The organism is Dermabacter sp. HSID17554, from assembly GCF_003989295.1.
GTDB lineage: Bacteria > Actinomycetota > Actinomycetes > Actinomycetales > Dermabacteraceae > Dermabacter > Dermabacter vaginalis.
The window spans coordinates 285939-312644 of sequence record NZ_RBLW01000002.1 but is presented as its reverse complement, the minus strand read 5'-3'; the positions used below and the strand labels follow the sequence as shown (position 1 = coordinate 312644).

At 63.4% G+C, this 26706-nt stretch carries 23 protein-coding genes and 1 tRNA gene; 13 read left to right on the top strand and 11 right to left on the bottom strand.

What is annotated here, in order from left to right; all coding sequences use genetic code 11:
- The first annotated feature begins 7 nt into the window (after positions 1-7).
- Genes D8M36_RS04480 through D8M36_RS04470 form a run of 3 tightly spaced genes read left to right on the top strand, consistent with a single transcriptional unit; the run spans position 8 to position 3050 of the window.
- On the top strand, positions 8-1108 hold the full coding sequence (locus D8M36_RS04480; RefSeq protein WP_126847074.1) for a Gfo/Idh/MocA family protein: 1101 nt from the start codon (positions 8-10) through the stop codon (positions 1106-1108).
- Positions 1109-1143: 35 nt separating this feature from the next.
- Positions 1144-1905 carry a dTMP kinase gene (gene tmk / locus D8M36_RS04475; RefSeq protein ID WP_126847072.1) on the top strand — a complete coding sequence of 254 codons (762 nt, stop codon included), beginning with the start codon at positions 1144-1146 and terminating at the stop codon, positions 1903-1905.
- Positions 1902-3050 carry a DNA polymerase III subunit delta' gene (locus D8M36_RS04470; protein ID WP_126847070.1) on the top strand — a complete coding sequence of 383 codons (1149 nt, stop codon included), beginning with the start codon at positions 1902-1904 and terminating at the stop codon, positions 3048-3050. The genes tmk and D8M36_RS04470 overlap by 4 nt, the downstream gene beginning before the upstream one ends.
- 6 nt (positions 3051-3056) lie before the next feature.
- On the opposite strand, the gene D8M36_RS04465 is transcribed toward D8M36_RS04470, so the two are convergent.
- From D8M36_RS04465 to D8M36_RS04455, 3 genes are all read right to left on the bottom strand, one after another.
- A complete protein-coding gene (locus tag D8M36_RS04465; protein WP_126847068.1) occupies positions 3057-3929 on the bottom strand; it encodes a DUF3027 domain-containing protein in 873 nt (290 codons plus the stop codon).
- A gap of 3 nt (positions 3930-3932) precedes the next feature.
- Complete coding sequence (locus D8M36_RS10395) at positions 3933-4316, bottom strand: cold-shock protein (protein WP_126847066.1); 384 nt, start codon at positions 4314-4316, stop codon at positions 3933-3935.
- Positions 4317-4520: 204 nt separating this feature from the next.
- On the bottom strand, positions 4521-5198 hold the full coding sequence (locus D8M36_RS04455; RefSeq protein ID WP_065248432.1) for an endonuclease III domain-containing protein: 678 nt from the start codon (positions 5196-5198) through the stop codon (positions 4521-4523).
- Between the two features lie 163 nt (positions 5199-5361).
- Here D8M36_RS04455 and D8M36_RS04450 point away from each other — a divergent pair, with 163 nt between their 5' ends.
- Complete coding sequence (locus tag D8M36_RS04450; RefSeq protein ID WP_065248830.1) at positions 5362-6039, top strand: Crp/Fnr family transcriptional regulator; 678 nt, start codon at positions 5362-5364, stop codon at positions 6037-6039.
- A gap of 95 nt (positions 6040-6134) precedes the next feature.
- Here the strand turns inward: D8M36_RS04450 and D8M36_RS04445 are convergent, their stop codons facing one another.
- Genes D8M36_RS04445 through D8M36_RS04430 form a run of 4 tightly spaced genes read right to left on the bottom strand, consistent with a single transcriptional unit; the run spans position 6135 to position 7945 of the window.
- Entirely contained in the window at positions 6135-6983 is an 849-nt protein-coding gene (locus tag D8M36_RS04445) for an MBL fold metallo-hydrolase (RefSeq protein ID WP_126847064.1), read from the bottom strand.
- 2 nt (positions 6984-6985) lie between these two features.
- Entirely contained in the window at positions 6986-7447 is a 462-nt protein-coding gene (locus D8M36_RS04440; RefSeq protein WP_065248434.1) for a RidA family protein, read from the bottom strand.
- Between the two features lie 6 nt (positions 7448-7453).
- Complete coding sequence (locus D8M36_RS04435) at positions 7454-7630, bottom strand: DUF4177 domain-containing protein (RefSeq protein WP_150332685.1); 177 nt, start codon at positions 7628-7630, stop codon at positions 7454-7456.
- Positions 7631-7639: 9 nt separating this feature from the next.
- Positions 7640-7945, bottom strand: coding sequence for a WhiB family transcriptional regulator (locus D8M36_RS04430; protein ID WP_082991175.1), 306 nt, complete (start codon positions 7943-7945; stop codon positions 7640-7642).
- A gap of 148 nt (positions 7946-8093) precedes the next feature.
- Between D8M36_RS04430 and D8M36_RS04425 the strand changes: the two genes are divergently transcribed.
- The 5 genes from D8M36_RS04425 to D8M36_RS04405 all read left to right on the top strand — a co-directional run bounded on the left by D8M36_RS04425 (position 8094) and on the right by D8M36_RS04405 (position 15588).
- The gene (locus tag D8M36_RS04425) at positions 8094-10538 is read left to right on the top strand and encodes a transglycosylase domain-containing protein (protein ID WP_126847062.1); all 2445 of its coding nucleotides are present in this window, start codon (positions 8094-8096) and stop codon (positions 10536-10538) included.
- Positions 10531-11466: a metallophosphoesterase gene (locus tag D8M36_RS04420; protein WP_126847060.1), complete on the top strand. Its 936-nt coding sequence runs from the start codon at positions 10531-10533 to the stop codon at positions 11464-11466. The genes D8M36_RS04425 and D8M36_RS04420 overlap by 8 nt, the downstream gene beginning before the upstream one ends.
- A 114-nt stretch (positions 11467-11580) precedes the next feature.
- A tRNA-Pro gene (locus D8M36_RS04415) sits at positions 11581-11657 on the top strand.
- A 379-nt stretch (positions 11658-12036) separates the two neighbouring features.
- Entirely contained in the window at positions 12037-13869 is a 1833-nt protein-coding gene (locus tag D8M36_RS04410; protein ID WP_126847058.1) for a C40 family peptidase, read from the top strand.
- Positions 13870-14097: 228 nt separating this feature from the next.
- Positions 14098-15588: a beta-N-acetylhexosaminidase gene (locus D8M36_RS04405; protein ID WP_126847056.1), complete on the top strand. Its 1491-nt coding sequence runs from the start codon at positions 14098-14100 to the stop codon at positions 15586-15588.
- A 12-nt stretch (positions 15589-15600) separates the two neighbouring features.
- Here D8M36_RS04405 and D8M36_RS04400 read toward each other — a convergent pair whose 3' ends face one another.
- Entirely contained in the window at positions 15601-17583 is a 1983-nt protein-coding gene (locus D8M36_RS04400; RefSeq protein WP_126847054.1) for an Ig-like domain-containing protein, read from the bottom strand.
- A gap of 93 nt (positions 17584-17676) precedes the next feature.
- Between D8M36_RS04400 and D8M36_RS04395 the strand changes: the two genes are divergently transcribed.
- Positions 17677-19086 carry a phosphotransferase gene (locus D8M36_RS04395; protein ID WP_126847052.1) on the top strand — a complete coding sequence of 470 codons (1410 nt, stop codon included), beginning with the start codon at positions 17677-17679 and terminating at the stop codon, positions 19084-19086.
- Here the strand turns inward: D8M36_RS04395 and D8M36_RS04390 are convergent.
- Positions 19070-22489: an ATP-binding protein gene (locus D8M36_RS04390; RefSeq protein ID WP_126847050.1), complete on the bottom strand. Its 3420-nt coding sequence runs from the start codon at positions 22487-22489 to the stop codon at positions 19070-19072. The two genes, D8M36_RS04395 and D8M36_RS04390, sit on opposite strands and share 17 nt — an antisense overlap.
- Positions 22486-23220 (bottom strand): DUF4194 domain-containing protein, encoded by a 735-nt coding sequence (locus D8M36_RS04385; protein WP_238638381.1) that lies wholly within the window; start codon positions 23218-23220, stop codon positions 22486-22488. Before D8M36_RS04385 ends, D8M36_RS04390 begins: the two co-directional genes overlap by 4 nt.
- Before the next feature lie 141 nt (positions 23221-23361).
- On the opposite strand from D8M36_RS04385, the gene D8M36_RS04380 reads away from it, so the two are divergent.
- From D8M36_RS04380 to D8M36_RS04370, 3 genes are all read left to right on the top strand, one after another.
- Positions 23362-23958 carry a hypothetical protein gene (locus D8M36_RS04380; protein WP_126847048.1) on the top strand — a complete coding sequence of 199 codons (597 nt, stop codon included), beginning with the start codon at positions 23362-23364 and terminating at the stop codon, positions 23956-23958.
- Positions 23959-24040: 82 nt separating this feature from the next.
- The gene (locus D8M36_RS04375; RefSeq protein WP_126847047.1) at positions 24041-24625 is read left to right on the top strand and encodes a hypothetical protein; all 585 of its coding nucleotides are present in this window, start codon (positions 24041-24043) and stop codon (positions 24623-24625) included.
- Positions 24622-25221, top strand: a complete 600-nt coding sequence (locus D8M36_RS04370; protein WP_126847045.1) for a hypothetical protein — start codon at positions 24622-24624, stop codon at positions 25219-25221. Before D8M36_RS04375 ends, D8M36_RS04370 begins: the two co-directional genes overlap by 4 nt.
- On the opposite strand, the gene D8M36_RS04365 is transcribed toward D8M36_RS04370, so the two are convergent.
- Complete coding sequence (locus D8M36_RS04365) at positions 25199-26692, bottom strand: DUF3375 domain-containing protein (protein ID WP_126847043.1); 1494 nt, start codon at positions 26690-26692, stop codon at positions 25199-25201. The two genes, D8M36_RS04370 and D8M36_RS04365, sit on opposite strands and share 23 nt — an antisense overlap.
- Positions 26693-26706: the final 14 nt, after the last annotated feature.

The following is a 26706-nucleotide window of genomic DNA, read 5'->3' as shown; positions in this document are numbered from 1 at the left end:
TGGTTGCATGACTGCACCATTGACGCTGCCTGCCACTACCGTTCCCGATCCGGCCGAGGCCCCGGGCCTTCGCTGGGGTGTGATCGCGCCCGGCGGGATCGCCAGGAACTTCATCGGCACGATGCATGCGGCCACCGCTTCGCGCCTCGTGGCGGTGTGCTCGCGTTCGCTCGAACGCGCACAGGTTTTCGCGGGGGATTTTGAGTCCGACGCCGGCTGCGCCCACGCCTATGCCAACATTGACGAGTTCCTCGCCCACGAAGGGCTCGAAGCCGTCTACGTAGCCTCCCCTCACGCGCAGCATTTCGCACTTGCGAAGAAAGTGCTCGAGGCCGGCATTCCCGTCGTGATTGAAAAACCGATGACCCTCAATGCCGATCAGGCACGCGAGCTTTTCGCCCTTGGACGTGAGAAGGGCGCGTACGTGCAAGAGGCGATGTGGTCGTGCTTCATGCCGCACTACGACGTGATCCGTCAGGTGATCGAGTCGGGAGTGATCGGCGAAGTCACCGCGGTCATCGCCGATCACTGCCAGTACTTTCCGTTCGATCCCGAGCATCGACTGTACGCACCTGAGCTTGGCGGAGGGGCGCTGCTTGACCTCGGCGTGTACCCGCTCGCTTTCGCACACTGGGCTGCGGGATCGCCGGCGCAGGTGCACGCCACGGGAACCCTCACCGCAACGGGGGTCGACGAGATGGTCTCGATCTCGGGTCTCTCGGGCCGCACCGTCTACGCCGTGCAAACGGGGCTCGGTGCGCGCAGTTCGGTCGAGGCGCACGTGCTCGGCACACGCGGCAAAATCGACGTGGACTCGTGGTTCTTTGTGCCGAACGCCTTCACCGTGACCCAGTTCGAAGCGGGGGAAAACGGTGAGGACCTGACCGAGCGTTTCACGTACGAGAACTCACTCCCCTACGCCCTTCCCGAGCATCCCGATGGTGGCAACTACGGCATGGCGTTCGAGATTGCGGAGGCCGCGCGGAACATTCGCGCGGAAAAGCTTGAATCGCAGCGCTGGGGCGAGCGTGACACCCTCGCTGTTCTCGAGGTGATGGATCGCGTGCGTGAGATTGTTGGCGTGCGCTATCCGGGAGAGGAGAACTAAGGGGCGCATTCATGCGCACCTGAGACAATGGGGCCATGTCGAGCATCGATCCCACAGCACCGCGTACGCCTCTCACTCCCGCCACGGCTTCGCCTTCCCCCACGGGGCTTTTCGTAACGTTCGAGGGTGGCGATGGAGGCGGCAAGAGCACGCAAATTCCGCTGCTCGAAAAATGGCTTCGCAGCGAAAGCTCCCCTTTCGCGGGGGCCGAGGTCACCGTGACGAAGGAGCCGGGAGGTAGTCCGCTCGGCGCCCAGATCAGGGAGCTGATCCTCCATTCCGATCACGTTTCTGACCGCTGCGAGGCTTTGCTTTACGCTGCCGATCGCGCTCATCACGTCGAGACCGTCGTGCGGCCAGCCCTCGAATCAGGCGGGATCGTCGTCGGCGACCGCTACCTGGACTCGTCCGTCGCGTATCAGGGGGCGGGTCGAGCGCTCGACCCGAGCGATGTGTATGAGCTCTCCATGTGGGCTACCGAGGGTCTCCTCCCCCATGTCACGTTCCTCCTCGACATCACCCCCGAGGCTCTCGCCGAACGTCGCGAGAAAGCCTCGCTCGATCGCCTCGAGCGCGAGGGCATCGAGTTCCACGAGGCCGTACGTGCCGCCTTCCTCGATCTCGCACGCCGCGACCCCGAGCGGTGGATCGTGATCGACGCTTCGCGGTCGATCGACGACGTCCACGCCGAGATCACGCAACGCCTCGCGGACTGGGTTCGCGTCAATGCCCATACCCTCACCGGAGCGGCCGAGCATCCCGTCGAGGGCACTACCGAACCGGATTCGCTCCTGTGAGCGTCTACGACACGGTCGTGGGCCAAGCAGCCGCGGTCGCGCAGCTGTCGCGTGCGGCTTCGCCCGAAGGCTCTCTCGCCCAGGCGTGGCTCATCGCGGGCCCGCCCGGTTCCGGTCGCTCGAGCATCGCGCGTGCCTTCGCCGCGAGTCTCTTGTGCGACAACCCCGTGGGCGGCCAGGGCTGCGGCGAGTGCCAGCCATGCCGCACCGTCCTCGCGGGCAGCCACGGCGACATTACGGTCGTGCGCACCGAAACGCTCACGATCTCGAAGAATGAGGTCCGTGAGCTCGTGGCAACCGCGCAACGCGCGCCCTCTTCGGGCCGCCACCGCGTGCTCATCATTGAGGATGCCGACCGCATGAGCCCCGGTACGTTCAACGTGCTCCTCAAGGCCATCGAGGAACCGCCCCCGCGAACCGTATGGATGCTGTGCGTGCCCTCGCCCCAGGACCTCGCGCAGACGATTCGTTCGCGCTGCCGCGTCGTCAACCTCCAAGTGCCTCCGCCCGAAGCCGTCGCCGCGCTCCTCATCGACCGTGATGGGATTTCACCCGAACTTGCCCACCGAGCCGCCGCGAGCGCTCAGGGTCACATCGGGATCGCCCGCCGCTACGGTCTGAACCCCGATTCTCTTGCTGAGCGCGAGGATTCGGCGCGGAAGCTTCTTGCGCTCACAAGCGTCGGCCACGCCATCGCCTTCGCGAAAACGCTCATCGAACGCGCCGAATCCGAGGCCCACGCCGAAGCGGACGAGGCGAGTTCGCGCGAACGCGAAGCGTTTATGCGCGGTGCTGGAATCGAACCTGGCGGGCGCATTCCGCCAGCTCTTCGCGCCCAGGTCAAGGCCCTCGACGACGAAGCGAAGCGGCGCGCAACCCGGCTCGTCCGTGACGTCATCGACCGCTATCTGCTTGACATCCACTCGGTGCTTCGGGACGTGCTCGCGCTCCAGCTTGAAACTGACGCGCCACTCGTCAATCCCGGCATTGAGCGCGAGCTGAGCGAGCGCACGCGCGTGCACTCGCCGAACACAACGCTCGCTCTTCTTGAGGCCGTGGGCGTGGCACGTGAGCGGGTCGGCATGAACGTGCCGCCGCAACTCGCACTCGAGGCGCTGCTCGCCGTGATCGTCGCGGCGCGCTGAACCTCTTTACTCTTCCTCGGTGGCCTTCTTCGCGGCGAGCTTTTCCTGCTCTTTCTTCAGGAGCGCCTCGTCGATGATCGACTTTTCCTCGAACCGGTCTTCGTAGTCCACGGCTTCTTCGTCGAGGACCTTCTCGGGTAGGTCCCCCGCGATGCTCTGCTTCTCGGCGTCGGTTTCCGAGTGCGCACCGCAGCCGTACTGGAGCGACACGACGCGACCGTCGGCAGGCGACCACTCATTCGTGCAAATGCCGAACTCCTGGCGAAGTGAACCGTTGAGCAGGGAGAGGAAACCGCACGAGGCGCACTGCGCCTTCACCGTGCCTTTGCGCCCGCGCTTGCTGACTTCACGAGGCCCGAAGTTGCCGCTCATCCAGCGTTTGGCGGCCTCTTCGCGACCCTCGCGCGACAGCACTCGCTTGCGGCCAAGCCCCAACTCCCACACGGCAACCCGGTCGGCTTCCTCATCATCGGTCTGCTCGTAGCCCTGCTCGAGGCGCGCATCATCGGCGTTGTAGGGGAGCACATCGTTTTCGCCCACGTCGCCGGGGCGCAAACGCTCGGACCACGGCTCCCATTCGGGGGCAAGAAGCGATTCTTCGCCTGGGAGGAGCGCCGTTTCGCACACCGTCGCAACCTTCGCGCGCGGGGCGCGAGCGAGCACGGCCACCCAGGTCCACCCCGCATACCCGGGCATCGTCGCCTCAAAAAAGTGCGTCACGAGGCGCTCACCGCTTGCCTCGGCGCGTACGTGCGCGCCAACCTGATCAGGCTCGGCAACCTCGAGTACGGCGGCGGCAGCCTGTTCGATCGCGGCCGCGCACACGGCATCGAGCTTCGGGGCGCGTGTGCGCGCCTTCGCGGGGGCGGTAGGAGTCATGAATTAAGCCTCAAAGTTGTCGGCAACAGCACGCAACACGGTCGCGACTTTCTTTGCATGGCCCCTATCGGGGTAGCGGCCGTGACGCAGCCCATTCGAGGCTCCGTCGAGAAGTTGGATGAGATCTTCGACCATGACGGCCATGTCCTCGGGCTTGACGCGACGTGCGCGAGCGATGCTCGGTGCCGGATCGAGAAGGCGCACGGTGAGGGCCTGGGGGCCACGGCTGCCATCGACCATGTCGAACTCAACGCGCTGGCCCTTGCGTAGCTGCTGAACCCCTTCGGGGAGGGTCGACGCATGCACGTACACGCTCTGGCCATCCTCGCTCACGAGGAAACCAAAGCCTTTTTCAGCGTCAAAGAACTTGACCTTGCCGTTCGGCACAGTGATTCCTGCCTTTTCTCTCGAGCGCTCACGCGCGTGAAACAGGCTCTAGTCTATCGCGAGCGCTCCGCCGTGGAAAAGGGCAGGCGGTGCCATCACAGCGCAGGTCACCTCTGCGCGATATCCAACGTTCACCGGGTGGGCTTTCGAGTCCGACGCCAGTGCCGCCACGGGGCTTCTTTCTTTTGAAAACGCACCTTCGCGTTACTGAGTGAACGCGCTTGGGCATGGAGTCTCGAGTTTCGCGAGCGGGCACTGGGCACACGCAGGTTTTCGCGCCGTGCAGAGGTTCCGCCCATGGAAGATCAACCGGTGCGAAAGCATCGTGAGGTCCACGAGGTCCCGGCAACCGTCGGACTCGGTACGCGCCGTCACGTCCCGCTCAACCGTGCGCGGAGTGGTGCTTTCGCTCCAACCGAGCCTTCGCGCAAGTCGACCCACGTGCGTATCGACCGTGAGCAGTGAGTGACCGAACCACACTCCGCGCACGACATGCGCCGTTTTCCGCCCCACGCCCGCGAGTGATTCGAGGGCCTTTTGATCGTCGGGCACCTCTCCGCCGAAGTCTGTGGCAAGGCGCGCGGAGAGCTCCTGCACGTGGCGGGTGCGGCGCGTGGCCATCCCAAGTGGGCGCAAAATAGACTCGATCTCCTCCTCGGGCGCGGATGCCATCGCTTGCGCATGTGGCCAGCGTTCGAACAGCTCGGGAGTCACGGCGTTCACCCGCGCGTCCGTGGTTTGCGCCGAGAGCACGGTCGCCACGAGAAGTTCGAACGCCGTAGAAAAGTTCAGTTCGCATTTCGCGTCGGGATAGAGCTTCGCGAGCTCGAAATCGACACGCTCCACCGCGGGAATTGCCTGGTCCTTCAGTCCCGAATTCATGAAGCCATTGTGCACTCGTGTCCAGGGACGCAGAAACCGCGCGGCAAGTTTCCGGATTTCTCTAGGCCTGATCACGAATCAGGTATTAGTGTTAAGAAGTACGCGTGTGCGCAACGCACACCCCAAAAATTTCCGCTACACCAGCGCAACCACAGGAGGAACCGTGGACGAGAACATCGTTCGTTCAGCACCGCTATTCGCCGCGCTCGATGACGACGGCAAGCAGGCTGTCCTCGCTTCGATGACTCAGGAGGACTTCCACCGCGGCTCGGTCGTGTTCCGCGAAGGTGACCAGGGCGACCGCCTCTTTATCATCGCGAGCGGCAAGGTTAAGGTCGGTCACGCCTCCGGCGACGGTCGCGAGAACCTTCTCGCTGTGCTCGGCCCGGGCGAAACTCTCGGCGAGCTTTCGCTTTTCGATCCGGCACCGCGTAACGCCACGGCAACCGCCGTTGCCGAGACGACCCTCTACTCGCTCTCTCAGCAGGACCTCTACCGCGTGCTCGCTCAGCGCCCCGAGGTAGCCCGCCACCTCCTCGCTTCGCTCGCACGCCGCCTGCGCAAGACCAACGATTCGCTCGCGGATCTCGTGTTCGCGGACGTTCCCGGCCGTGTCGCGAAGAACCTCCTCGACCTCGCTCAGCGCTTCGGCCGCCAAAGCGATGAGGGCATCATGGTCTCGCACGGCCTTACGCAGGAAGAGCTCGCCCAGCTCGTCGGCGCTTCGCGCGAAACAGTGAACAAGGCACTCGCCGACTTTGCACACCGCAACTGGATTCGCCTCGAGGCTCGCGCCGTGCTGCTCCTCGACATCGAGCGTCTGCGCCGCCGCGCACGCTAAGGAACGCGCGAAACACTCTGCAACAAAGGAAGGGAGCGAACCCCTAGGGGTTCGCTCCCTTCCTTTTTCTTACGGCTCTCGCCTCATGAGCGCGGCTAAGCCCGGTCGGCACCCGTGATGTATTCAAGCGCCGCGCGAATGTTGCGCTCCGAACCCTCTCGGAAACTCTCAAGATCGCTCTTGCTCGCGCCCTCCTCACGCAGGGCCACGAAATCATGTCCGTAGATCTCCTCGAACATGCGCCGCACCGTGAGAACACCGCGCTCGCGCGCTTTCCTCACCTGCTCGAGTCTCTCGCGCCGATGTGCGAGGGCCTCCTGGGAAGCAACGAGCGCCTCATGGGGGGCTTCAATCGGTGCCCCGTGCCCGGGGTAAAGACCCGAGATTCGCCCATCCATACACATCACGCGAATGATATTGAGGCACTGAAGGTATTCGTGGAGCGTGCAATCCTCGCCCACAACGGTCGGTGCGCCGTTGAGGAGGGTGTCGCCCGTGAGCAACTCACCGCCCTCAAGGAGCAGTCCAATCGAATCAGCCGTGTGGCCCGGGAGGTGAATGACGTCGGCGACGATGCGGCTGTCGAGCGAGATCTCGCTCGGAACGGGGGCCGCGCCGGGCACGAGGGCGGGCTCGGCGGCCCACAGCGGCACGGTGATGCCGGTCGCGGAGCTGAGCGCTCGCCGCACCATCGACGTGGCACCCGTGTGGCCTTCGTGGTGGTGGGTCACGATGATCCCCCCCACTCGCCGCGCACCGGTCGCGACAACCGCGTCGACGACGCTTTGGGCGTGCCCGCGCACCGCGGGACCTGGATCAACGATCCACACGGTGCGCTGAGCGGTAAAGATATAGGTGCGCGTGCCGTCAAGCGTTCGCGGCCCTGAATTCGGGGCGAGCACCCACGAAAGCTGCACGCCGGAAGAATCGGGCTCGCGGTTCATCGTTAGCGGAACTCCACGAGGAGGTCGACCTCAACGGCAGCATCGAGCGGGAGCGCGGCAACGCCCACCGCGGCACGCGAGTGCGAGCCCGCTTCCCCGAGGACGTCACCGAGCAGTTCGCTCGCACCGTTGATCACTCCGGGTTGCGCCGTGAACTCGGGAGCCGACGCCACGTAGCCGGTAACCTTCACGACGCGCGTAATGCGATCGAGGTCCCCGATCTCAGCTTTGATTGCCGCGAGTGCGTTGAGTGTGGCCTTCTCGGCTTCCTTCTTCGCCACCTCGGCCTCGACGTCGGCGCCGACCTTGCCGGTCACCTCGAGCTTGCCACCCACGAGAGGCAACTGACCGGAGGTCTGCACGGTGTTTCCGGTGACAACGGCCGGAACGTAGGCCGCAACGGGCTTGGCCACCTCGGGAAGGGTCAGTCCGCGCTCACTGAGCTTTTGTTCGACGGTACTCATAGGAAATCAGGCTCCTTCATTAATGGGTCGCTTGAAATAAGCGACGAGGGATTCGGGGCCCTGAGGGCCTTGGATGACCTGGACGAGCTCCCAGCCGTCGGAGCCGAAATTGTCCAGAATCGCCTTGGTGTTGTGAATGAGCAGAGGTGTGGTGAGATATTCCCACTTCTGAATCGTAGCCATGCTCCCAGCTTAGCCGGGCGTGCTTGAACCTTTCCGGTTCTCGAGCACAGGCAGCCACGACGTGATCGACGGGTGTTCGCGAAGGAGGCGGCGGCGCTCACGCTCGGTCATGCCTCCCCACACGCCGAACTCAATCCGATTGTCGAGCGCATCGGCGAGGCATTGGTTGAGGACCGGGCACGAACGGCACACCACTTTGGCCTTGTGCTGATCGGCACCCTGGACGAAGAACTCTTCCGGATTGAGGCTCGCGCACGCGCCCTGCGATGCCCAATGACGCGTGTCGTGCAACGTGTCAACACTGCTCACGCTCACTGTCACACCTCCCGAATTAGCTCGCTTCGAATTTTGGCGTGATCCCATACTAATGAAAGTGTGACGCGACCCCCAATTCGGGAACCTGCGCACAACTTTCACACGCGCGATACTGCCCTGAGCGCGCTCCTCTTAGTAGGGTGTGAGCATGCCAGAGTCTCAGCAGGAGCCATTGGTCCGTTCCAATCCAGGTGAACCGACCACCACTCTCACCCAAGCGCTCACCGGCGTGGGCGGTTTGCTCGCCGTGTGCACTCTCGCGGGCATTCTGCTCGCCGCGTTCTTCCTTCCGGTCGTGACCGCGATGTCGGCAGCCGGGAAGGACGGCGTGAACCTCTTTAATTCCCTCCCGAGCGAACTCGATGTCGCACCGCTGAACGAAGCCTCCCGCATCGAAGCGGCTGACGGCAGCCTGCTGGCGACCTTCTACTCCGAGAACCGCATCATGGTTCCGCTCGACAAAATCGATGAGGATCTTCAGCACGCCGTGGTCGCCGTTGAGGATCGCCGCTTCTATCAGCACAACGGCTTCGATCCCCAGGGCACGTTCCGTGCACTCGCCTCGAACCTCGCGGGCAATAGCCTCCAGGGCGGCTCGACCCTCACCCAGCAGTACGTGAAGAACGCTCTGCTCATGGACGCCTTCCAGCGCGGTGACGATGAAGCGATTCAGGCCGCAACCGAATCCTCACTCATCAGGAAGCTTCGCGAGGCCAAAATCGCGATCTCCCTCGAGAAAAAGTGGAGCAAGGACGAGATCCTCAACGGCTACCTCAACGTTGCACAGTTCGGGCCCTCCCAGTACGGCGTCGAAACTGCTGCGCAGCATTACTTCTCGAAGAGTGCTGCGGATCTTACGCCGGGCGAAGCAGCGCTTCTCGCCGGTATTACAAACTCACCAAACGGCAATGACCCCGTGAAGCATCCGAAGAACGCCACCAAGAGGCGCAACCAGGTGCTTCACGACATGTACCAGCTGGGCTATATCAGCCAAGAGGACTACGAAGCGGCAAAGAATCAGCCCATCGAAGACATGCTCAAGGTCACCGATTTCCGCGCGGGTTGCTCGACTGCCGGCGGCAGCGGTTTCTTCTGCGACTACGTGACCCGCACGCTCCTCAACGATCCAGCCTTTGGCAAAACGAAAGAGGATCGCCGCAAACTCCTCTACGGGGGCGGCCTCACGATTAAGACCACCCTTGATCCGGCACGTCAGAAGATGGCGGAAGATATCGTCAACCGCAAGGTTCCGGCCGATTCGGAGTCGGGCTTCGGCCACGCGATCGTGAGCGTTGAACCAGGCACGGGAAATATCCGCGTGATGGCGCAAAACCGCAAGTTCAACCCCTACAAGGATGCGAAGCCGGGCGAAACCTCGCTCAACTACACGGCCCCCAGCTATCTTGGCGGCGGAAACGGCTTCCCCGTAGGGTCAACCTTCAAGCCATTCGTTCTCACGACCTTCTTGACCGACGGCGGCTCAATTTGGGACACCGTTGGGCGCGGCTCCAACACGTTCAACAACTTCCCTGCGCACTGCCTCAAGAAAGGCCGCTGGCGCTCGAGCACTGGGTGGCGCCTTAAGGACGCCGGCCGGGACATCCATGGCTCCATGAGCGTTCTCGACGCCACGAAGTTCTCGATCAATACGGCGTACGCCAACATCGCGCTGCGCACCGATCTGTGCAACATCGCTAACACGGCGCGCGCCCTCGGTGCGGTCCCGGGTAACTGGAACGACGCGGACCCGAAACTCAAGGAAAAGGCCGTGACCGACATGTTCGGAACGAACCTCTCCCCGGCATCGCAGGTCATCGGCGAGATTAACATTCCGGCCGTGAACATGGCCGCCGCCTACGCCGCCTTCGCGGCGGAAGGCAATTACTGCAAGCCGCAAGCGATCGAAACAGTCGTTGGCCGCGACGGGAAAGAACTTCCCTTCACAAAATCGCAGTGCTCGCAGGTCATCAAGCCGGAAGTCGCCAATGCGGTGGCGTGGACTCTCATGCAGGGCCTCTCGGATCCAAGGGGCACCGGCAAAGGTAAAACAATCCCCGGCCACGATGCGGGTGGCAAGACGGGCACCTCCGGTAGGCAGTACCACACGTGGTACGTAGGCTTCACCAAGAACCTCTCCACCGCCGTGTGGTTCGGCAACCCCACCGCGAATCGTCGGCCCACCGGCGTGGAGGTCGATGGTCAGCGCCTCGTTGGCAACGTGTGGGGCAGCACCGTTTCCCTTCCCACCTGGCAAGAGTTCATGATCAAGGCCCACGAGGGACTCCCCTCGATCCCCTTCCCGCCGAAGCCCCAGGGGGTTCAGCGGGCACCGAAAACGCAGGACTCTCGCGGCTCAAGTGAGGACGACGGTGGCAATGCCCCCGCACCGACCCAACCTCAAGAGCCCGCTCCCGCGCCCGACCAGGGCGACGCACCTCAGGAGGACACCCAGGAAGAAGCGGAGACCGGCGCCGGCGCCGCCGCATCGGCTCCCGCGCGCGAAGAAGCACCCGCGGGGTACAGGTACGTCTACCCGGGGGACCCGGACTACGACGACTACGTGGAATACGAGGAGTACTACCCCGGTGACTAGCGCGAAACCACTCGCTCTCATTGGCGGCGCCGGCGCGCTTGCAGCCGTCGGAACCGCTGCGGCCGCCCACGTGTGGGCCCGCCATATCGAGATCAACCTTTTCGAAATCCGCGCACTCGACCTGCATGTTCTCCCTTACGGGACCCAGCCAATCCGCGTGCTCCATATGTCGGATGCCCACTTGCTCCCCGAACAAACGAAGAAACGCGAATTTTTGCGAAGCCTCGCCTCGCTTGAACCCGATCTTGTCGTCAATACCGGCGACAACGTGGCGAGCGAAGGTGCTATCGATGCCATCGCACGCGATATCGCGCCGCTGCTCGAACGCCCGGGGGTTGTGGCCCTCGGCTCCAACGATAAATACGCGGCAGGGAAGCGAAACATTTTCCGCTATCTCCTTCGCGATCCCAGGCCAAAGAACTTCCGTGACGGCGTTCAAAATGAGCCGCTCGAGGTCGAACGGCTCGTGGAAAAATTGACCGCTGGCGCCTGGTCGAATGTTTCGAACGCTCGAGCCCTCCTCGAGCTTCCGGGCTGCGATATCGAGGTTGTCGGGGTCGATGACCCTCACCTCGAACACGACGAGTTTCCCCCAGTAGATCCGGCGTGTGCCGCCAGGACCACTCGCCCTTCCTTCAAGATTGGCGTCACCCATGCGCCCTATAAGCGCGTGCTCGACCAGTTTGTCGACGATGGGTGCGACCTCATTTTCGCGGGGCACACTCACGGAGGCCAGCTTGCCCTTCCGTATTTTGGCGCGATCGTGACGAATTGCGATCTTCACCGTTCACAGGCGAAAGGACTCAGTTTCCATCGAGGCGTTCCGCTGCACGTCAGTGGCGGTATTGGCGCGAGCCCCTTCTACAACATGCGGTTTGCTAACCGGCCCGAGGTCACGCTCCTCACGCTCAAACCGCGCCTCACCTAGCGCCCGGCGCGCCGCACGGTGGTGGCGATCACGCCACATCAATTCGCTTCGCAGCGAGGCGAGGCGCTATAGTTGATGAGGTTCGCGGGGCCCATGCGGCCCGAGCGCTCTATTCGGGGTGTGGCGCAGCTTGGTAGCGCGCTTCGTTCGGGACGAAGAGGTCGCAGGTTCAAATCCTGTCACCCCGACCAAGAAAAAGCCTCCGCTTAGGCGGGGGTTTTTCTTTTGCCCGAAAACTCAACGCACTTTCTTCTTCGATATCGGAGGGCGTTCACTTAAATACATCTCTTGGAATTACACGGATGTAACTACCACGATGACATCCTTTTGAAAAGCCGCCGCGGCATCACTTTGGGCAAAAAGGAGTAAAAGTTTGGCAAATCCGATGCTCTGAATGATTCCTGAGAGTTCCCGTCCACCCCTCCCCTCCCCTAATGTGGAGCGCGGGTCATGCACGTGACTCACCCCCGTGATCGCTTCCCGTCACCTCGGGGGTAGCTTCCTCGATGTGCACCCTGTGGCGGGAGTTGGTGTAAGCACCAATCGCGAGGGTAGGAAAGTTGCTCCCCAATGCTTCGTACCGCACAGCGTGGCACTCATCGTGCCGAAGGCCCCGCCGTCATCGACTACGGCAGCCTTCTCGCCCCTGTCTCGAAGGGTGCCGTCGGCGCCGCTGCTCTGACTGCCGTCGCCGCCACGGCCGCAACCGGTCTCGAGTTCGCCCCTGCAAACGCCGCTCCTTCGACCCATAACGGTCCCGTTTCGCAGGCAGGCACCAAACTCCCGTCGATCTCCGCACTCGGCTCCAAGCCCCTGCGCACCGGTCAGCGCGGCCAGCAAGTTCAGGCACTCCAGTCACTCCTCAACCACCACGGCGCAAGCATCAAGATCGACGGTTCGTTTGGCCGTAAGACTCGCAACGCCGTCGTGACATTTCAGTCCTCTTCCGGCATTGGCGTGGACGGCGTCGTGGGCGCCCGCACTCGCTCGGCGCTCGTCTCGAAAAACCCGACCTCGGTCAACACCACCCCGAAGCTGCGCCCCGGATCGCGCGGCGATGCGGTCAAGAACCTCCAGAGCCTCCTGAACAAGGCCGGCGCCAACATTAAGGTCGACGGCGTGTTCGGCCGCGGAACGAAGACCGCGGTGCGGAACTTCCAGTCGTCCGCCGGCGTTGGCGTGGACGGCGTCGTGGGTCCCCGCACCTGGGGCAAGCTTAACTCGGGCGCCGGCTCGACCGCCGCCTCGACGAACAAAGCGGCGGTCAACAACACCCCGAAGCTCCGCAGGGGCAACCGCGGCGGTGCCGTCAAGAACCTCCAAAGCCTCCTCAACAAGGCAGGCGCGAACATCAGCGAAGACGGCAAGTTCGGCCGCGGCACCTACAACGCCGTGCGCAACTTCCAGTCCTCCGCCGGCGTAGGCGTCGACGGCGTCGTGGGCCCCCGCACCTGGGACAAGCTCAACTCCGGCAACGTCACGATCGCCAACTCCCGCCCAACCGAGAGCACCACCTCGGCACCGGTCAACAACACCCCGAAGCTCCGCAGGGGCAACCGCGGCGGCGCCGTCAAGAACCTCCAAAGCCTCCTGAACAAGGCCGGCGCCAACATCAAGGTCGACGGATCGTTCGGCCGCGGCACCTACAACGCCGTACGCAACTTCCAGTCCTCGGCCGGCGTTGGCGTGGACGGCGTCGTGGGCCCCCGCACCTGGGACAAGCTCAACTCGGGCGCCGGCTCAGCCGCCGCCTCGACGAACAAAGCGGCGGTCAACAACACCCCGAAGCTCCGCAGGGGCAACCGCGGCGGTGCCGTCAAGAACCTCCAAAGCCTCCTCAACAAGGCAGGCGCGAACATCAGCGAAGACGGCAAGTTCGGCCGCGGCACCTACAACGCCGTGCGCAACTTCCAGTCCTCCGCCGGCGTAGGCGTCGACGGCGTCGTGGGCCCCCGCACCTGGGACAAGCTCAACTCGGGCAACGTCACGATCTCCGGGCCGCGTGCAGCTGGGGGCACCAAGACCCCCGCGCCCAAGACCGCGGTGAAATCCGATGCTTCTGGCGAAGCCATTGTCGAGAGCGCCAAGAAATACCTCGGCACCCCCTATGTATGGGGCGGCTCTTCGACCTCGGGCTTCGACTGCTCGGGACTCACCTCGACCGTGTATCGCGAGCATGGCATCTCCATCCCGCGCACGGCTCGTAAGCAGGCCTTCGGTGGCACGATCATCTCGGAAAGCGAAGCGCAGGTGGGCGACCTCGTCGTGTTCACGCAGAACAACTACGGCCACGTGGGCATCTACGCGGGCGATGGCAAGATCGTGGACGCGAGCCGCTCGCGCAATCAGGTCGTTCACCGAGATATTTGGACGTCGAAGGTTATCTACGTCACATACCGCTGACCGGTAGAGGGGTTCGATCCTGACGCAACGCGTCGTGGGAAGAGGATCGAGGCCACACCGATCAGTCATGCGGGCAGCCCCTCGGGGCTGCCCGTTTTTATGTCCGACGGCACCACGACTTCACCGCTCTTTCCCTTTTCCAGCGTGCACCTATCCCCTCATGGCAGGGTTGAGCTGTATCTTTGCGCTCGAGCGCGCGGAGCCCGCCCCATCTACCCGAGGAGTGACATGTCCACGAACCCTGAACTCAATACCGCTCCCCTGCCCCTCATCCCCGAACCGGTTTCGGTGCGCTTTGGGAACACCCCTGCGGAGGACTGGGTGACTTCGGATCCGTTTGGCGAGGTCACGGTGGGCGTCAACAAGGATGTCCCCCGCACCGACTTCTCCATCACGATCCACAAGAAGGGCGCCTCGATTACGGCGGGTAGCGAGGCAGCGCTCGCCGATGGCCGCAACGCCTTCGCGCAGATCGTGCACCTTTCAGCGGTGCGTTCGCAGCTCGCAGCCGCGGCGACGGTGACTACCGAGCAACCGTCGGACCCCACTTACCGCATCCCGGCACTAACCTTGAACGATTCTCCCAAGCACGCGTGGCGCGGCCTCCTCGTGGATCCCGCGCGGCATTTCCTTCCGGTTGAGGACCTCAAACGGCTTATCACGGTGATGGCCGTGTATCGCCTCAACGTTTTGCACCTGAACCTCACGGATGATCAGGGCTGGCGCTTCGAGGTAAGCGGTTACCCGCGGCTCACCGAGGTTGGCGCGTGGCGCGAACGCACGGTTGAGGGCACCCCGCAGTTTGAGGGTGAGGACACGTTCGCCGAAGACCGCCACGGCGGCTTCTATACCCAGGATGAGCTGCGCGAACTCGTGCAGTATGCGCGCTCACGCGGCGTGACTCTCGTGCCGGGCGTGAATCTTCCGGGCCACGCACAGGCGGCGATCGCGGCGTATCCGAACCTGGGGAACTTCCCCGAGCGTCAGCTTCTCGTGCGTGAAACCTGGGGCGTGAGCGATCACGTGCTCGGTACGTCCGAAGCCTCGTTCCAGTTTGTTCGTGACGTTCTCGAGCAGGTTGCGGAGATTTTCGATTCGCCCTTCGTCCACGTCGGCGGCGAAGATGCACCCCTGACCGAGTGGGAACGCTCACCCGAGGCGCGCACACGCCGCGAGGAGTGGGGATATTCGCGCGAGAGCGAAATCCTCGGCCGCTTCATCACCTTCGCGGGTGAGGTGCTTCGCGACAAGGGGAAGCGCCTTGCGGTGTGGGATTCCGCAGCCCTTGTGCGTATTCCCGACGATGCGATTGTGCTCGCGGGGGGTGAGCCGAAGGGCGTGAAGGCTGCGACGTCGCGTGGTTTCCAGACCGTTGCGGCACCCGAGTCGGTGCTCGGGCTTGATCGCGTGCAGAGCCGAAACGAGCCAGCGGGCGCACACCCCGTTTTGAGCCTCGAGGACGTGCTCAAGGCGAGCCCGCTTCCGAAAAAGCTCAGCGATGAGCACGGCAAGCTCGTACTCGGCATCGAAGCAACGGCGTTCGGTCAGTTCATTCCCACGGCCCGTCACCTCGAGTACATGCTGTTCCCGCGCCTCGTGGCGGTCGCGCAGCACGCGTGGGGGTCGTCGATCGACACCGAGGAGCTTCACGAACGCCTGCGCGCACACGAGGCACTTCTCGCCCACCTCGGCGTTGAGTCCCGCAAAATCCTCGACTAGGGGCGCGAATCCTTAGAGGTCCGCACCGCGGTCTTTACGCATTTGCCCCCCGACCCAGAGGGACACGATTCCCGTAAAGATGAGCAGTGCCGTGCTCGTCATGAACACCGCGAATGTCGCGCTCGAGGAAGGCATGAGGCGCCCGAAAATGGCGCTTAGCCCCGCATCGCGCGACGTGGAAGCAGTGCTAGGAACGAGCGGCTCGACATCGATCACAATGTGGGCGCTCGTGCGTAGGCCCGCCGAGTCTTCGACCGTGTATTCGATGGGTGTAGTGCGACCCACGAACGTGTTCGCGGGGGTAAAGCGCACGCCGCCGGCGCTTGTCACCTCGAAAACTCCTTCCTCGGGGATTTCGAGGCGACGGCCCGAGCCTGCAACGAGTTCTTCAATGTTGGTGGCCCGTGAGCTACGCAGCACGAGTGTCGAGGAATCGAAGGTCTGACCAGGACTCGCGGGAGTATCGTTGCCGAGCACGTCAATCGTCACGGAGTTCACTCGGCTGTTTGAGAGGGCTTCGTCGTCACGCGCGGTGGGCACGGCGCTCGCGTATTGTGCGTGGAGAGTTCCGCTCGTGGTGTTGGAAGCGAGGACGCTTTCGATCGTGAAAGTGGCGACGTGGGGCGAGCTGCGCAGCACCGTATCGGGAGTGAAGGCCACGGCGCGGGAGTCGGGGTCGAATTCCCACACCCCCTCGCCAGGCACCGTCATTCTCTTGCGATCGGAGGAAAGGGTCGTGCCCTGCGGCATGTCGCGCTCGGTAAACGCGAAAGTGTAGGGCTGAACGTTGAGGGATCCATCAAGGGGCGTGAACATTGCCACCTGGCCCCACTTCGCGGCTGTATACCGTGCACCAACCTGGGGGTAGCCGACGCTCATGGGTGCAACCGAGGACGTGTTGCCGTCGAGATCTTTGCCTTTCACCCCCATGGGCGTCACGTCACGAACTTTGTCGCCGAGCGGAGTGAAGGTCAGGGTCTGCATGTTCCGGTCGAGCCCCCATGTTCCCTGATCGGCCACGGTCACTGAGAGGCCGTCGTCGGAGGTGTAGTAAGAGGTCTCGCCACCGAACGGCGCAAGCTCAAGCGTTGACGGATCGACGTTGGCCGCCGCGCTCGCGAGGTCAAAGGTCACCGGTGCACCGTAACCTGCGGCGCGCGTCACGTCTCTGATGGCGGGGGTTTTGACTGTCACGGTGCCTTTGGCGACGGGCTGATATTTCGTGTCGCGCCCTTCGAGCGTGATGGGTCTCGGTTGGGTCCCGAGCCTTTCCCGCCTCGGAGTGAAGGTCACCTGTGCCCGGTCATCGGTCGCGAGTGCCCACGTTCCTTCATCGGGAACGATGAGACGCGTGCCGTCTTCCACGAGCGTGCTGCCCGCGGGAAGCCCTTCAAGCGTGAAGGCGAGCGAGGAAGGGTCCACGCCCGTACCGTTGATGGAAAGGGGAATGGTGACTTTTTCGCCTTCCGAGGCGCGTGCGCTCACGCTCGGGATTCCGGGATACGTCACGGTCAGGGTGACGGGTGCCGATTCGTACCCGGTCTTCGAACGCACCGAGAATTGCACGCTGTGGGATCCTCCCGCCTCGGAATTTTCGGGAGTGAACCTCACTCGCGTGTCCGTGATCTCCCACTTTCCCACGCCTTTGACAGAGAGCTTCTTACCGCCGTTCGTGGGCGTCGCGTCCTCGGATTCGGTGCTCGAAAGAAGCCTCATCGAATCCGTGTCGAGTGTCTCGAGGTCCTCCGCGGACACCATGAGAAACAAGTCAAAATCCCCGGGGTTGCCAAGGGTTGCCGTGTGCTTGAGCGCCGCTGGATCCGCGGGCAGTGTGAAGGGGCCATCTTCGCCGAGTGCGTGAGCGGCGGGAACAAGAGCCACGGCACCGGGCCCCTGGGCCACGGGAGCGAGCGCGGGTCCGACGGTTGCCGCAAGAACAAGCGCGCACGCTGCGGTGCGCGCGAGAGCACTCTGGAGAATCGATTTCCGGTGCACGATTCTCCTTCCCACGATTACCTCGAATTCACCCGCCACACTACCAGCGACGATAGTCTTAGAGAGCCCAAGTATCCCAGCGTAGGGAGTCCCATGCTCAGCATCGTGTTTTCCGATCATTTTCGCCGCGATTCGTTTCTCGAGGATGCCGCGCGCTTCATCATGGGGCAACGCTGGTGCAGCAACTCGCACCGAGAAGCGCCCGAGCTACAGATCGCGGGGTGGACTCGCCTCGCCGAGGATGAGCACCTCGTCGTATCGTTCGTGACCCTCGGTGCCACTGACGGCGCACGCTTCGCACTTCCGGTGGCGTGGAATAAAGACGGTCGCGTTGAAGAGGGGGAACTCGAAAACCTCATTACGCATGTCGACACCCCGGTAGGCTCCCACAACGTGTACGACGCGACGGGGATCGATCGCGCTCGCGCCCTCCTCGCCCGCGCCCTTGTCGAGGGGGCCTCTGGCGAGGGGCTCACGCTCACCCCACACCTGTGCGAGGCAACCGCGCAGGGTGTACGCGCAGATTTGCAGGCCATCACCACGACCGAACGTCTCGTGGGCGAGCAGTCGAACACGTCCCTCATCATTCACACGGAAAGCGGCAACGAGTACATCATCAAGATCTTCCGCCACCTCCATGAGGGCACAAATCCCGATGCCGAACTTCAAGAGGCTCTGCAGGCGGAAGGCAACACGCAGATTCCCGAATTCTTCGGCTACGTGAGTGGCACGGATGCGCTCGGCGGATCCGACATCGCGATCCTCAACCGTTTCCTTCCCGACGTTCAAGACGCGTGGCGCGAAGCCCTCATCGCTGCTGCCCAGGGCATCGATTTTGCCGGGCAGGCGTCGGACCTTGGCACCTCCCTCGCACAGATCCACACGGACCTCGCACGTGCCCTGCCCACCGAGCGAGCGAGCACCAATGCGCGTGCACTCACACTCGAGTCAATGAAGCGCCGATTCGCGCACCACGTCGAGGCTCTGCCCGTACTGGAGAGCTTCGCCGAGGCAGCAAACGACGTTTTCACACGTGCTCTTCGAATAGAGTGGCCGCCATTCCAGCGAATCCACGGCGATCTTCACCTCGGCCAGGTCCTCAACTCGCCAACCAAGGGCTGGGTTTTTCTTGATTTCGAGGGGGAGCCTTTGCGCCCCATGGCGGAGCGTGTCACGGCCGACTCGCCTTGCCGGGATGTCGCGGGCATTCTTCGAAGCATCGACTACGCGGCAGCCTACGTTGAACTCAATGAGGGCATCGATGCGCGCGAGTGGGCCGGCACGGCGCGCGAGGCCTTCATCGAGGCTTACCTCGCGGAACGTTCAGCGCGGGGCGGGGAGGGCAGCGCGGAGGATCTGCGTTCACTTTTCCGTGTGTTCGAGCTCGATAAGGCCGCCTACGAAGCCGTGTACGAGGCGCAAAACCGCCCGGAGTGGCTCCCGATCCCTCTCACCGCGCTCGAGGAGCTCACGGCGACGGCTCACACTACGCTTCAGGAATGAAGTCGATCGGGCTCACGGAGGAGTAGCGGTCCTCGCGGATCGACACGACTCCCACGCCGCCGATAAACGGCGCGAGGGCCTGCGGGTTCTTACCGGGGTTCGCGAGGATGACCTGGAAGCCAAAGTGGCGGAAGGATTCCATCGCGGCGGTGATGAACTTGCCCGCGCCTTTGCTGAAGGCCTCGTCGATGATGATGGGCGCGTAGCGGGGGACGTCCACGCCGGTCCCGGCCAGCTGATAGCGCAGCGCGGCGGCGAGGCAGAACGTCGTGAGGCGTTCGTTCTGACCGCCGGAGAGCGGGCCTCCGGACTCGTGCGCGTGGACAACTTCGCCTTCCTTGTTCACTTCTTCGGCGTGGAAATGAACATGGCGGCGAACGTCGAGGATTGCACGCGAGGCAAGATCCTCGCGAGTGCGAGCCTTCGTGATGATCTCCATGAGGTTCTGGAGCGCGAGGAAGCGCTCCTCGGCCTTTTCTCGATCAAGCGTGAGGTCGTTCTCGAGGCTCGAATTCGTCGCCTGGTTCAAGGCGCGCTTGAACTCGTCGAGAGCCGCGAGGTGCACGGGCCTCATTGACAGCTGGAGGTAGCGGCCCTCGTGGAACTCGACCTGCGCGAGCAACTCGTTGATCTTCGCAAGGCGCTTCCTAATCTGCGCGGGTTCGCGCGCGATCGCGGTCGCGAGGGCCTGCACATCGCCGAGAGTGTTCGAGGTAAAGAACTCAAAGAAGCGATCCTCAACCTCGGGGAGCTTTTCCTCCTCGATGCTGCGGAGAATCGCGAGGTATTCGGGCGCGGCCTCGAGCGAGGTGTCAACGTCTGCGCCGCCCGCGGGCCACCGCCGCGTAAATTCGCGCATTGCGGTGCGCATGTCTTCTTCCGCGCGTGCGGTTTTCTTCGTGAGTGCCATGAGTTCCGCATCGAGAGTTGCGGAAGCATCGCGCGTGACCCGGTCGATGTTGGAGAGGAGAAGGGTCGGGGCGATCGCGCGGAAACGTTCCTCGAGGTCGGCCCTCGTCTCGGGCGCGAGGGCGCGTTCCTCGATCTGGGCTTCGGCCTGGAGGTGGCGTTCACTGATCTGGTCGAGCTGCTCGTTGACGCGGCCGAGCTGCCCCACGATCTCGAGGAGTTCCTCGTCGCCTTCGCTGATCGACATCTCGACCTGGTCAATCTGCCGGGCAATCTGGGTGAGGGCGCTTGAGCCATCTTCGGCGGCGCGCACCATGTCTTCGAGGTTCGCGATGCGGCGCGCGACGCTCGCAGCGTCCACATCGTCCCAGGTCACAGCTTGGATCGCCTGGAGCGCGAAGAGTTTTTCTCGGCGTGTGTGGGCCGCTTTTTCGAGGTCGCGCCGGCGAGCCTGCGCTTCAAAAAGGGCCTGCTCGGCGCGCGTGCGTTCCGCTTCGAACACGGCACGCTTCGCACGGTTGTCGAAGCCGAGCACCCAGTTTGAGCGGTCGTTGATCTGCCGCTCGGCGTTCTTCTCGTGGCGGGTTGCCGAGTGCTTGATTTGACCCGAGCGGAGCACAGCGCGGGGGTGCTTCGTAAACTCCTCGAGGTTTTCCGCGCACAGATAGTCCATGCGCGAGGCAACCTCGTTCGAGAGCCAGTCGTGGAACTCGCCCTCGCGAATGTCAATTTTCGCCCCGAGTGAGCGCGGTTCAAGCCGCTTCGGTGCCGGTTTCACGCCCGTGTTGATGCGGTTATAGGACACGCGGCGGCGAAGCTTCATGCCGTCGATTTCGCGTGCGAAAGCACGGTAGGCGCGCTCGGGTACGAGGATCGAGCGTGCGAGGCCACGCAGGGCCTGCTCGGCGGCGGCCGTCCATTCCTCTTCGCCCGCGCGCACCTGCAGCAGCTCGGCCGCGAACGGGAGACCGGTTGCGGCCACGCCGATGCGTTCGGCGAGAAGATCGCGCAGGGCGACGTCGTCGGAGTGGAGGTTCGAGGCGCGAGTCGTCAGCGAGGCCAGTTCCTGGCGGGTGGTCTCGAGTGCGTGCGCGTGCTCGCGCACCTTCGCCTCGGCCTCCCACTGGGTTTGCGCTTCGTTCTTTTCGTCTTCCTCAAGCGCGGCGCGCAATTTCGCGACCTCACGCTGGGTTTGTGTAAACGTTTCTTCGTTCGACGGTGTGCGCAGGTCCGCGAGCGCGAGCTGCCCGGAAAACTCGGTCGCGCGTTCTCGGCGGCGGTCGCGTTCCACCTCGAGGCCCGCGATCTGTTTCTTCCAATCGTCGATTTCACCGCCGCCAGCGCTCTTGCGCTGTTCCTTCAGCTGAGCGAGGTCGCCGCGTGCATCAGCGATGTCCTGGGAGAGGCGGTTGCGGTGCGCGCGGAGCCTGTCCTGGTCACGCGTGAGGCGGTCCTTTTCATCGGCGAGGAGGCGCACGAGGTGCTGGGCCGCGAAAACATCAATATCGTTGCGGCGATCCACGAGTTCGCTTCCGCGCGAGCGCGCCTCACGCCACACCTTGTCGGCTTCACGCAGCCCTGTGAGAACGTCACGCTGCTCGCGCGCGGTCACGAGCGCGTCGTATACCTCGGAAAGGTTCTGGAAGTTCGCGAGGGCCTGATCAGCCAGGTCAAAGGTTCGGGGCTCGTCGAGCATGTAGTCGCGAAGCAGCGCATTGACGTCGCCGAGCTCCTTCGCGGATTGGATCTTGTGGAGAAGCCCGAGTGCTTTCTCGTCGGGAATGCCAAGGATTTGGCTAAAGCGTGCGCGGTATTCGCGGAATTGGCGGAACGTCTCGGTGCCCTCGAGAGTCTTTTCGAGCTCGCGGCCTTCAATGCTCGTGCTCACGAACGGGCGTAGGTCTGCAACGTCGTAGGGCTTCGAGGAGATGACGTAGAGGCTCTTGACGTCCGAGTCAGAGCTATGCCCCGATTGGAGCAGGAACATACGCGTGAGTTGGAGGGTTTCGCCGAGGCCGTTGCCGAAGCGGAGGCTCACGACGCTCAGCGTGGAGTTCTCGCGCAGCACTTCCTGGCTGAATTCGCCGGTCGCGGCGTCGTAGTGCATCGCCCACGCGCCTCGCACATAGCTTGCAACGGTACGGCGGTATTTCGTGCTGCGCGGCCCTGCGTCGGAGGCGGCGGCGTTGAAGTGGAGGGCCCGCGGCGGGGTGAGTAGCGCGCTGATCGCGTCGAGCAGTGTGGACTTGCCCGTGCCGGGACCGCCCGTGAGGAAGTAGCCCTTCGAACTGATCTCGAGGTCGTGGGTGCCGTGGAACGTGCCCCAGTTGCTCAGTTGCACGTGGTTGAGGCGCCATTGGCCCGGGTGCGGGTGGTCGGGATCCGTCACGTCACGCCGGGAGTTTTCGGCGGCGGTTCCGACGCTTGCCTCGCCCAGGCCGTCGAGGGGGTTTTGCGCGTCGTTCATGGGCATATCTCCGCTCGTAGAACTCATTCGGCCTGTCCTTCGGTCGTGGCGCGGGAATCGTCAAGTGCGTTTGCGGCGCCCGTGACGTCGTCACCCGCGCGCTCGTAAAGGTCGATGAAGGTGCGCGCGGTGTCGGGGTTGATCATGAGTTTGAGAACGGGTGAGACCTCGAAGGAATCGCCCTGCTCTTCGAGGAGTCCTGCGCGCTGGATTTTCGCGATCGACGTGCGGATATCTTTCGTGAAGCCTGCTTCATCGGTCGAGGTCGAGCGCCGGTAGGGAGCGATGTTGGCGAGGAGTTCGGATTCGCTCACAACCGCGCGCTGGCCGCGCGAAGACTGCGTGAGGAGGTGCTGGCGCAGCACGAGAAGAAGCACGGTGTCGAGTCGGTTGAGGCCCGTGAGTCGGCGAAGGAGTTTCGGGGCGTCCGGGTCGTCTTCGCTTTGGCGCACGAATGCGACCTGCGCATCGTCGTCGAGCACGAGTTCGAGGAACATGTCGGCGAGGCGCTGCTCGATGTAGGCGCGATCGCGAAGGAGCTGGCCGTAGCGCTGGGGGTCGCGTCGACCGTCCAGGTAGGGCCCTTGAAGCAAGGCCACGAGAACGCGGCGGGAATCCTCGACAAGCGCTCCCCCGGTAGAGCCGGCGTAGGTGAGGTCGTCATCGTCACGTGCGAGCGCCCAGTCGTCTCGATCCACGCTTGGCATCGCCTCGGGGGCGGTTCGGCCATCGGTGACCGTGTCCTCGTGTTCTCGCATGCGCGCGCTCTCCTCGTTTTCCACGCCCTCCAGACTACCGGCCGCCGAAGAGTTATCCACAATTTTCCCCCGCCCTCTTTTGGGCCCGCGTTTGAGTTCATAGGTTGACTGCATCAGCTCACCTCACCCGAAGGAGCCGAAGTGTCCCTTCCCTCGCTCACTGGCGAAACTCATCGCACTCCCGCGAAAATTTGGGTCATCCTTGCGACGTTCGCTCTCGTGTGTGTCGTTCTAGGGCTGTGCCTCGCCCCTGTCGCAATGTGGCTCGTGCCTGTCGGCCCCGAGTCGGCCTGGGGCAACAGTCCACTGGCGGGGCTCGACCAGATCCTCTTGCGCATATTCGCGTTTTTGTTCGTGATCAGCGTGTTCCTCGGCGCAGGGAACTTCGCCGGGCTTGCCGCAGTCCCGTTTGCGATCGCGGCTCTCACGCGTTGCAAAGGTGCAGACCGCACCGGGTTTGCTCTCACGGCGATAACCTTTTTCATCCTCGGGCCGCTCCTCGCCGTTCTGAGCGCGCTCACCATGGTCGCCCTTTCTTTGGTCCTCGCAACCGAGGTCACCAGCAATCCCGCCACAGGCGCGGTGAGGACCGAGTGGGAGGGACTCCGCTCTCTGGTCGTCTTTGGAACGTTCGCTGTCCCGCTCGCAATCGATCTCTTGCGATTCGCCGTCCTGTCGTTTGCGGGAGTCATCGTGTACTTCGCTGACCCCCGCTCTGACCCTGCCGGCTCCCCTTGAGCGCGGTAACCGTCCTACTCCCCAGCCCGCGAAAGTGCCGTAAAGTTGTGTGCGTCACCTTCAATGAGTCCAGGGAGGTATCGTGACGGCGTCTGCACCCCCCTCACACCGACGCCCCGCTGCGCTATGGATGCTGTTCAGCGGCCTCGCACTGGCGATGATCCCCGTACTGCCGATCATCATTCTTTTCCCGGCAGGCGAGTCCCCGTCACCATCACCTCAGGGTCCAAACGATGTGGGGACCTACGCAAAGCAGTTTGACTCGCTCGTGGAGAGCCTGAAATCGCTCGCTGTCCTCATCGTCTGCTGGCTAGTCGGCACGAACCTTCTCGCTCTGTTCTCGTTCCCCTTTGCGCTCACGGCTCTCAAGCGGTGCACACGCAAGGTTTTCCGGACGAACATTTACTCGCTCATCTACTTCGTCGTGGGCCCCGTCATCGTGCTTCTCAGCTTCATCGTGTTCGTCGTCCTCTACCTCGTGGTGCTGAACGTGCTCGACGCGGCATCCTCACACAACGAGGGCGCACGGAACGTCGCTGTGCCTTTCGTGACCGCTGCCTTCGCCGTCCCTCCGATCCTCGACATCGCCAGGTTCATATATCTCTTCTTCGCGAGCATTCGAGTATCCCTCGTCAAACCCTCCGCATATGAGGTCCACGCATCATGATCACCCCAGTTCACGCGTATACAGGCAACACTCATCGCGCACCCGCTCGCGTGTGGGTCTTGATGTCCTCTATCGCGATTGCTGTGCTCGTTCTCGCACCAGGCGTTGCGCTCGCCCTCTTCGCATTTCCCATCTTCATCGAGGACCCCCCGGACACAATGCCGGCCTTCCGGAGCGTCAACACGCTCACGTATACCGTTGTCCGCTCGGTCCTCATGTGCGTTGTTTCGGCACTCGCCGCGAACGTCCTGGTGTTCGCGTCCATCCCCGCCATCGTCCGCGCCCTTCGTCGCTGCCCCTCGCCGGCTACCGCTCGATTCGGGACGATCGCGGCGATCGCTTTCTTCGTGGGTGCCATCGTGAGCGTAGCGATCTGGGCGCTCATCCTCGCCCCGGTGGGTGTCCTCTTTTCACCGGACCCTCAATCGCTTCAAGACAAGCTTCCGCGATTCAGCTTCCTGTTGATTTTCGCGCCGTTTGTCATTGACTGGGCGCGATTCCTCGTGATGCTCATCGCCGGTATCGCGGTCTCCACGGCGAAGCGGCCAGGCGCCGCAATGCCCACCACGACGCTTACTGCTCAGGGACCTCGCTGAGGAAGAAGAACGCGGGCACGCGCGCCGCGTAATCCGTGCCACCTGCCTCGAGGGAATCTTCGCGCCAGCGCACGATCTCAGTATCGCCCTCGCGCGCATCCGCGTGCGCCGTGGCGAGGAACATGAGGCCGATGATGCTCGCGAGACCCTGCGGGGCCCCTTGCTCGCGCACGACCTGAGCGATGCTCGCCTGGCCCTTCGCTTTGACAACGCCGTTGACGGACGAGGCGAGCCCCACGAGATCGATGTCATTCGTGCGCACGAGTTCATCGAGCACTTCGACGCTCAGACGCGAGGCATCATGCACTTCCGCTTCGGGCGGCACACCCGGATCACTTGGATCCTTGAGAAGGTGCTGCGCGACCGAATTCATCTGCACGCGCGAAAGCCCCAAATCAATCGGTTCGGCCTTGCGATGGCTCACGGAATCTTTTTGCGCAAGAGCAATGCCCTGTGCCTCTTGAAGAAGGTCGAGAAGAACGCGATGCTGGCGGAAATCTTGGCTGCGCACAAAGCGCGCGAGCGAACGGTACAGCTCGGTCTTGACGTCGAGCACCTCTTGGGCGGGCTCGTACAGGTCGCTGAACACGTTCGCGAGGCGGTCGCGTTCGCGGCGTGTGAGTGTGCGCGTGAAGTCACGTGAAAGGAGGCGATCCACGAGATCCTGGGCGCGCTCATTTTGCTTCGGGTCGTTGAGCATCCGGAAGAACGCCGTAAAGGTTTTGCCCACCTTGGATTGACCGAGGAGGTCATCGCCCGCGAGGAGCTGCTCCAAAATCTCGCCGCGCGAGCCTTCGGGCGAAAGAATCTGCTCGCGAAGATTGAGGTCCACGGCGCGCAGATCCTCGCGGTATTGGAGGAAGTCACCGCTCAGCTCGTCGGCGACTTGGAGGATGTCGCGAAGGCGCTCCGCGGAGTGCTCAGCGGGAGGCAGCATGAGTTCGCCCTCGCTGAGCGCTTGAATTTCTCGCTCGATCTGCGCGCGGCGCAGTTGGAGGCCACGAAGGCGCACGTCGCGGTCACCTTCGGTGTCTTCGGCGAGTCGCTCGAACTGCTGCATCACGAGCGTGAGGCGCGACTCGGTGGTCGTGGGGCGATGCTCCTCGAGAGAGGAAATGAAACCGATCGCCTCAACGGTCGATACCGAAAGCTCGAAGGTCGTCTCAACCGTGGTCGGGTCATCGCGCCGCGTGAGATAGCCTTCGCGCACCCACGAATCTACATACTCCGAAGCCCCACGCTGAACATCCTCATCGCCGCGCAAGAGGTCCAGGTGGCTTGCCACACGCGCGACCAATTCGGAGCGATCGAGTCTGCGATCACCGGCGGGGAACACGGTCTGCAAAATCGCGAGGGTTGCGGGTGCCTTCGTTGCGGAGAGCAGCCTCCACGTGGACATGCGACGAAGCCGCTCGTAGGCCTCTGCACGCTCGTTCGCACTATGGCCGCCGAAGGTTTGAAGATCGCTCACACTCACGCCTCAAC

Excerpts from the sequence above, each read along its gene's own strand:
- D8M36_RS04435 (WP_150332685.1), bottom strand. The coding sequence starts at position 7,630 with ATGGCTACGATTCAGAAGTGGGAATATCTCACCACACCTCTGCTCATT.
- D8M36_RS04405 (WP_126847056.1), top strand. The coding sequence starts at position 14,098 with ATGTCCACGAACCCTGAACTCAATACCGCTCCCCTGCCCCTCATCCCC.
- D8M36_RS04480 (WP_126847074.1), top strand. The coding sequence starts at position 8 with ATGACTGCACCATTGACGCTGCCTGCCACTACCGTTCCCGATCCGGCC.
- D8M36_RS04395 (WP_126847052.1), top strand. The coding sequence starts at position 17,677 with ATGCTCAGCATCGTGTTTTCCGATCATTTTCGCCGCGATTCGTTTCTC.
- D8M36_RS04410 (WP_126847058.1), top strand. The coding sequence starts at position 12,037 with ATGCTTCGTACCGCACAGCGTGGCACTCATCGTGCCGAAGGCCCCGCC.
- D8M36_RS04455 (WP_065248432.1), bottom strand. The coding sequence starts at position 5,198 with ATGAATTCGGGACTGAAGGACCAGGCAATTCCCGCGGTGGAGCGTGTC.
- D8M36_RS04445 (WP_126847064.1), bottom strand. The coding sequence starts at position 6,983 with ATGAACCGCGAGCCCGATTCTTCCGGCGTGCAGCTTTCGTGGGTGCTC.
- D8M36_RS04385 (WP_238638381.1), bottom strand. The coding sequence starts at position 23,220 with ATGCGAGAACACGAGGACACGGTCACCGATGGCCGAACCGCCCCCGAG.
- D8M36_RS04370 (WP_126847045.1), top strand. The coding sequence starts at position 24,622 with ATGATCACCCCAGTTCACGCGTATACAGGCAACACTCATCGCGCACCC.
- D8M36_RS04440 (WP_065248434.1), bottom strand. The coding sequence starts at position 7,447 with ATGAGTACCGTCGAACAAAAGCTCAGTGAGCGCGGACTGACCCTTCCC.
- D8M36_RS04465 (WP_126847068.1), bottom strand. The coding sequence starts at position 3,929 with ATGACTCCTACCGCCCCCGCGAAGGCGCGCACACGCGCCCCGAAGCTC.
- tmk (WP_126847072.1), top strand. The coding sequence starts at position 1,144 with ATGTCGAGCATCGATCCCACAGCACCGCGTACGCCTCTCACTCCCGCC.
- D8M36_RS04390 (WP_126847050.1), bottom strand. The coding sequence starts at position 22,489 with ATGAGTTCTACGAGCGGAGATATGCCCATGAACGACGCGCAAAACCCC.
- D8M36_RS04425 (WP_126847062.1), top strand. The coding sequence starts at position 8,094 with ATGCCAGAGTCTCAGCAGGAGCCATTGGTCCGTTCCAATCCAGGTGAA.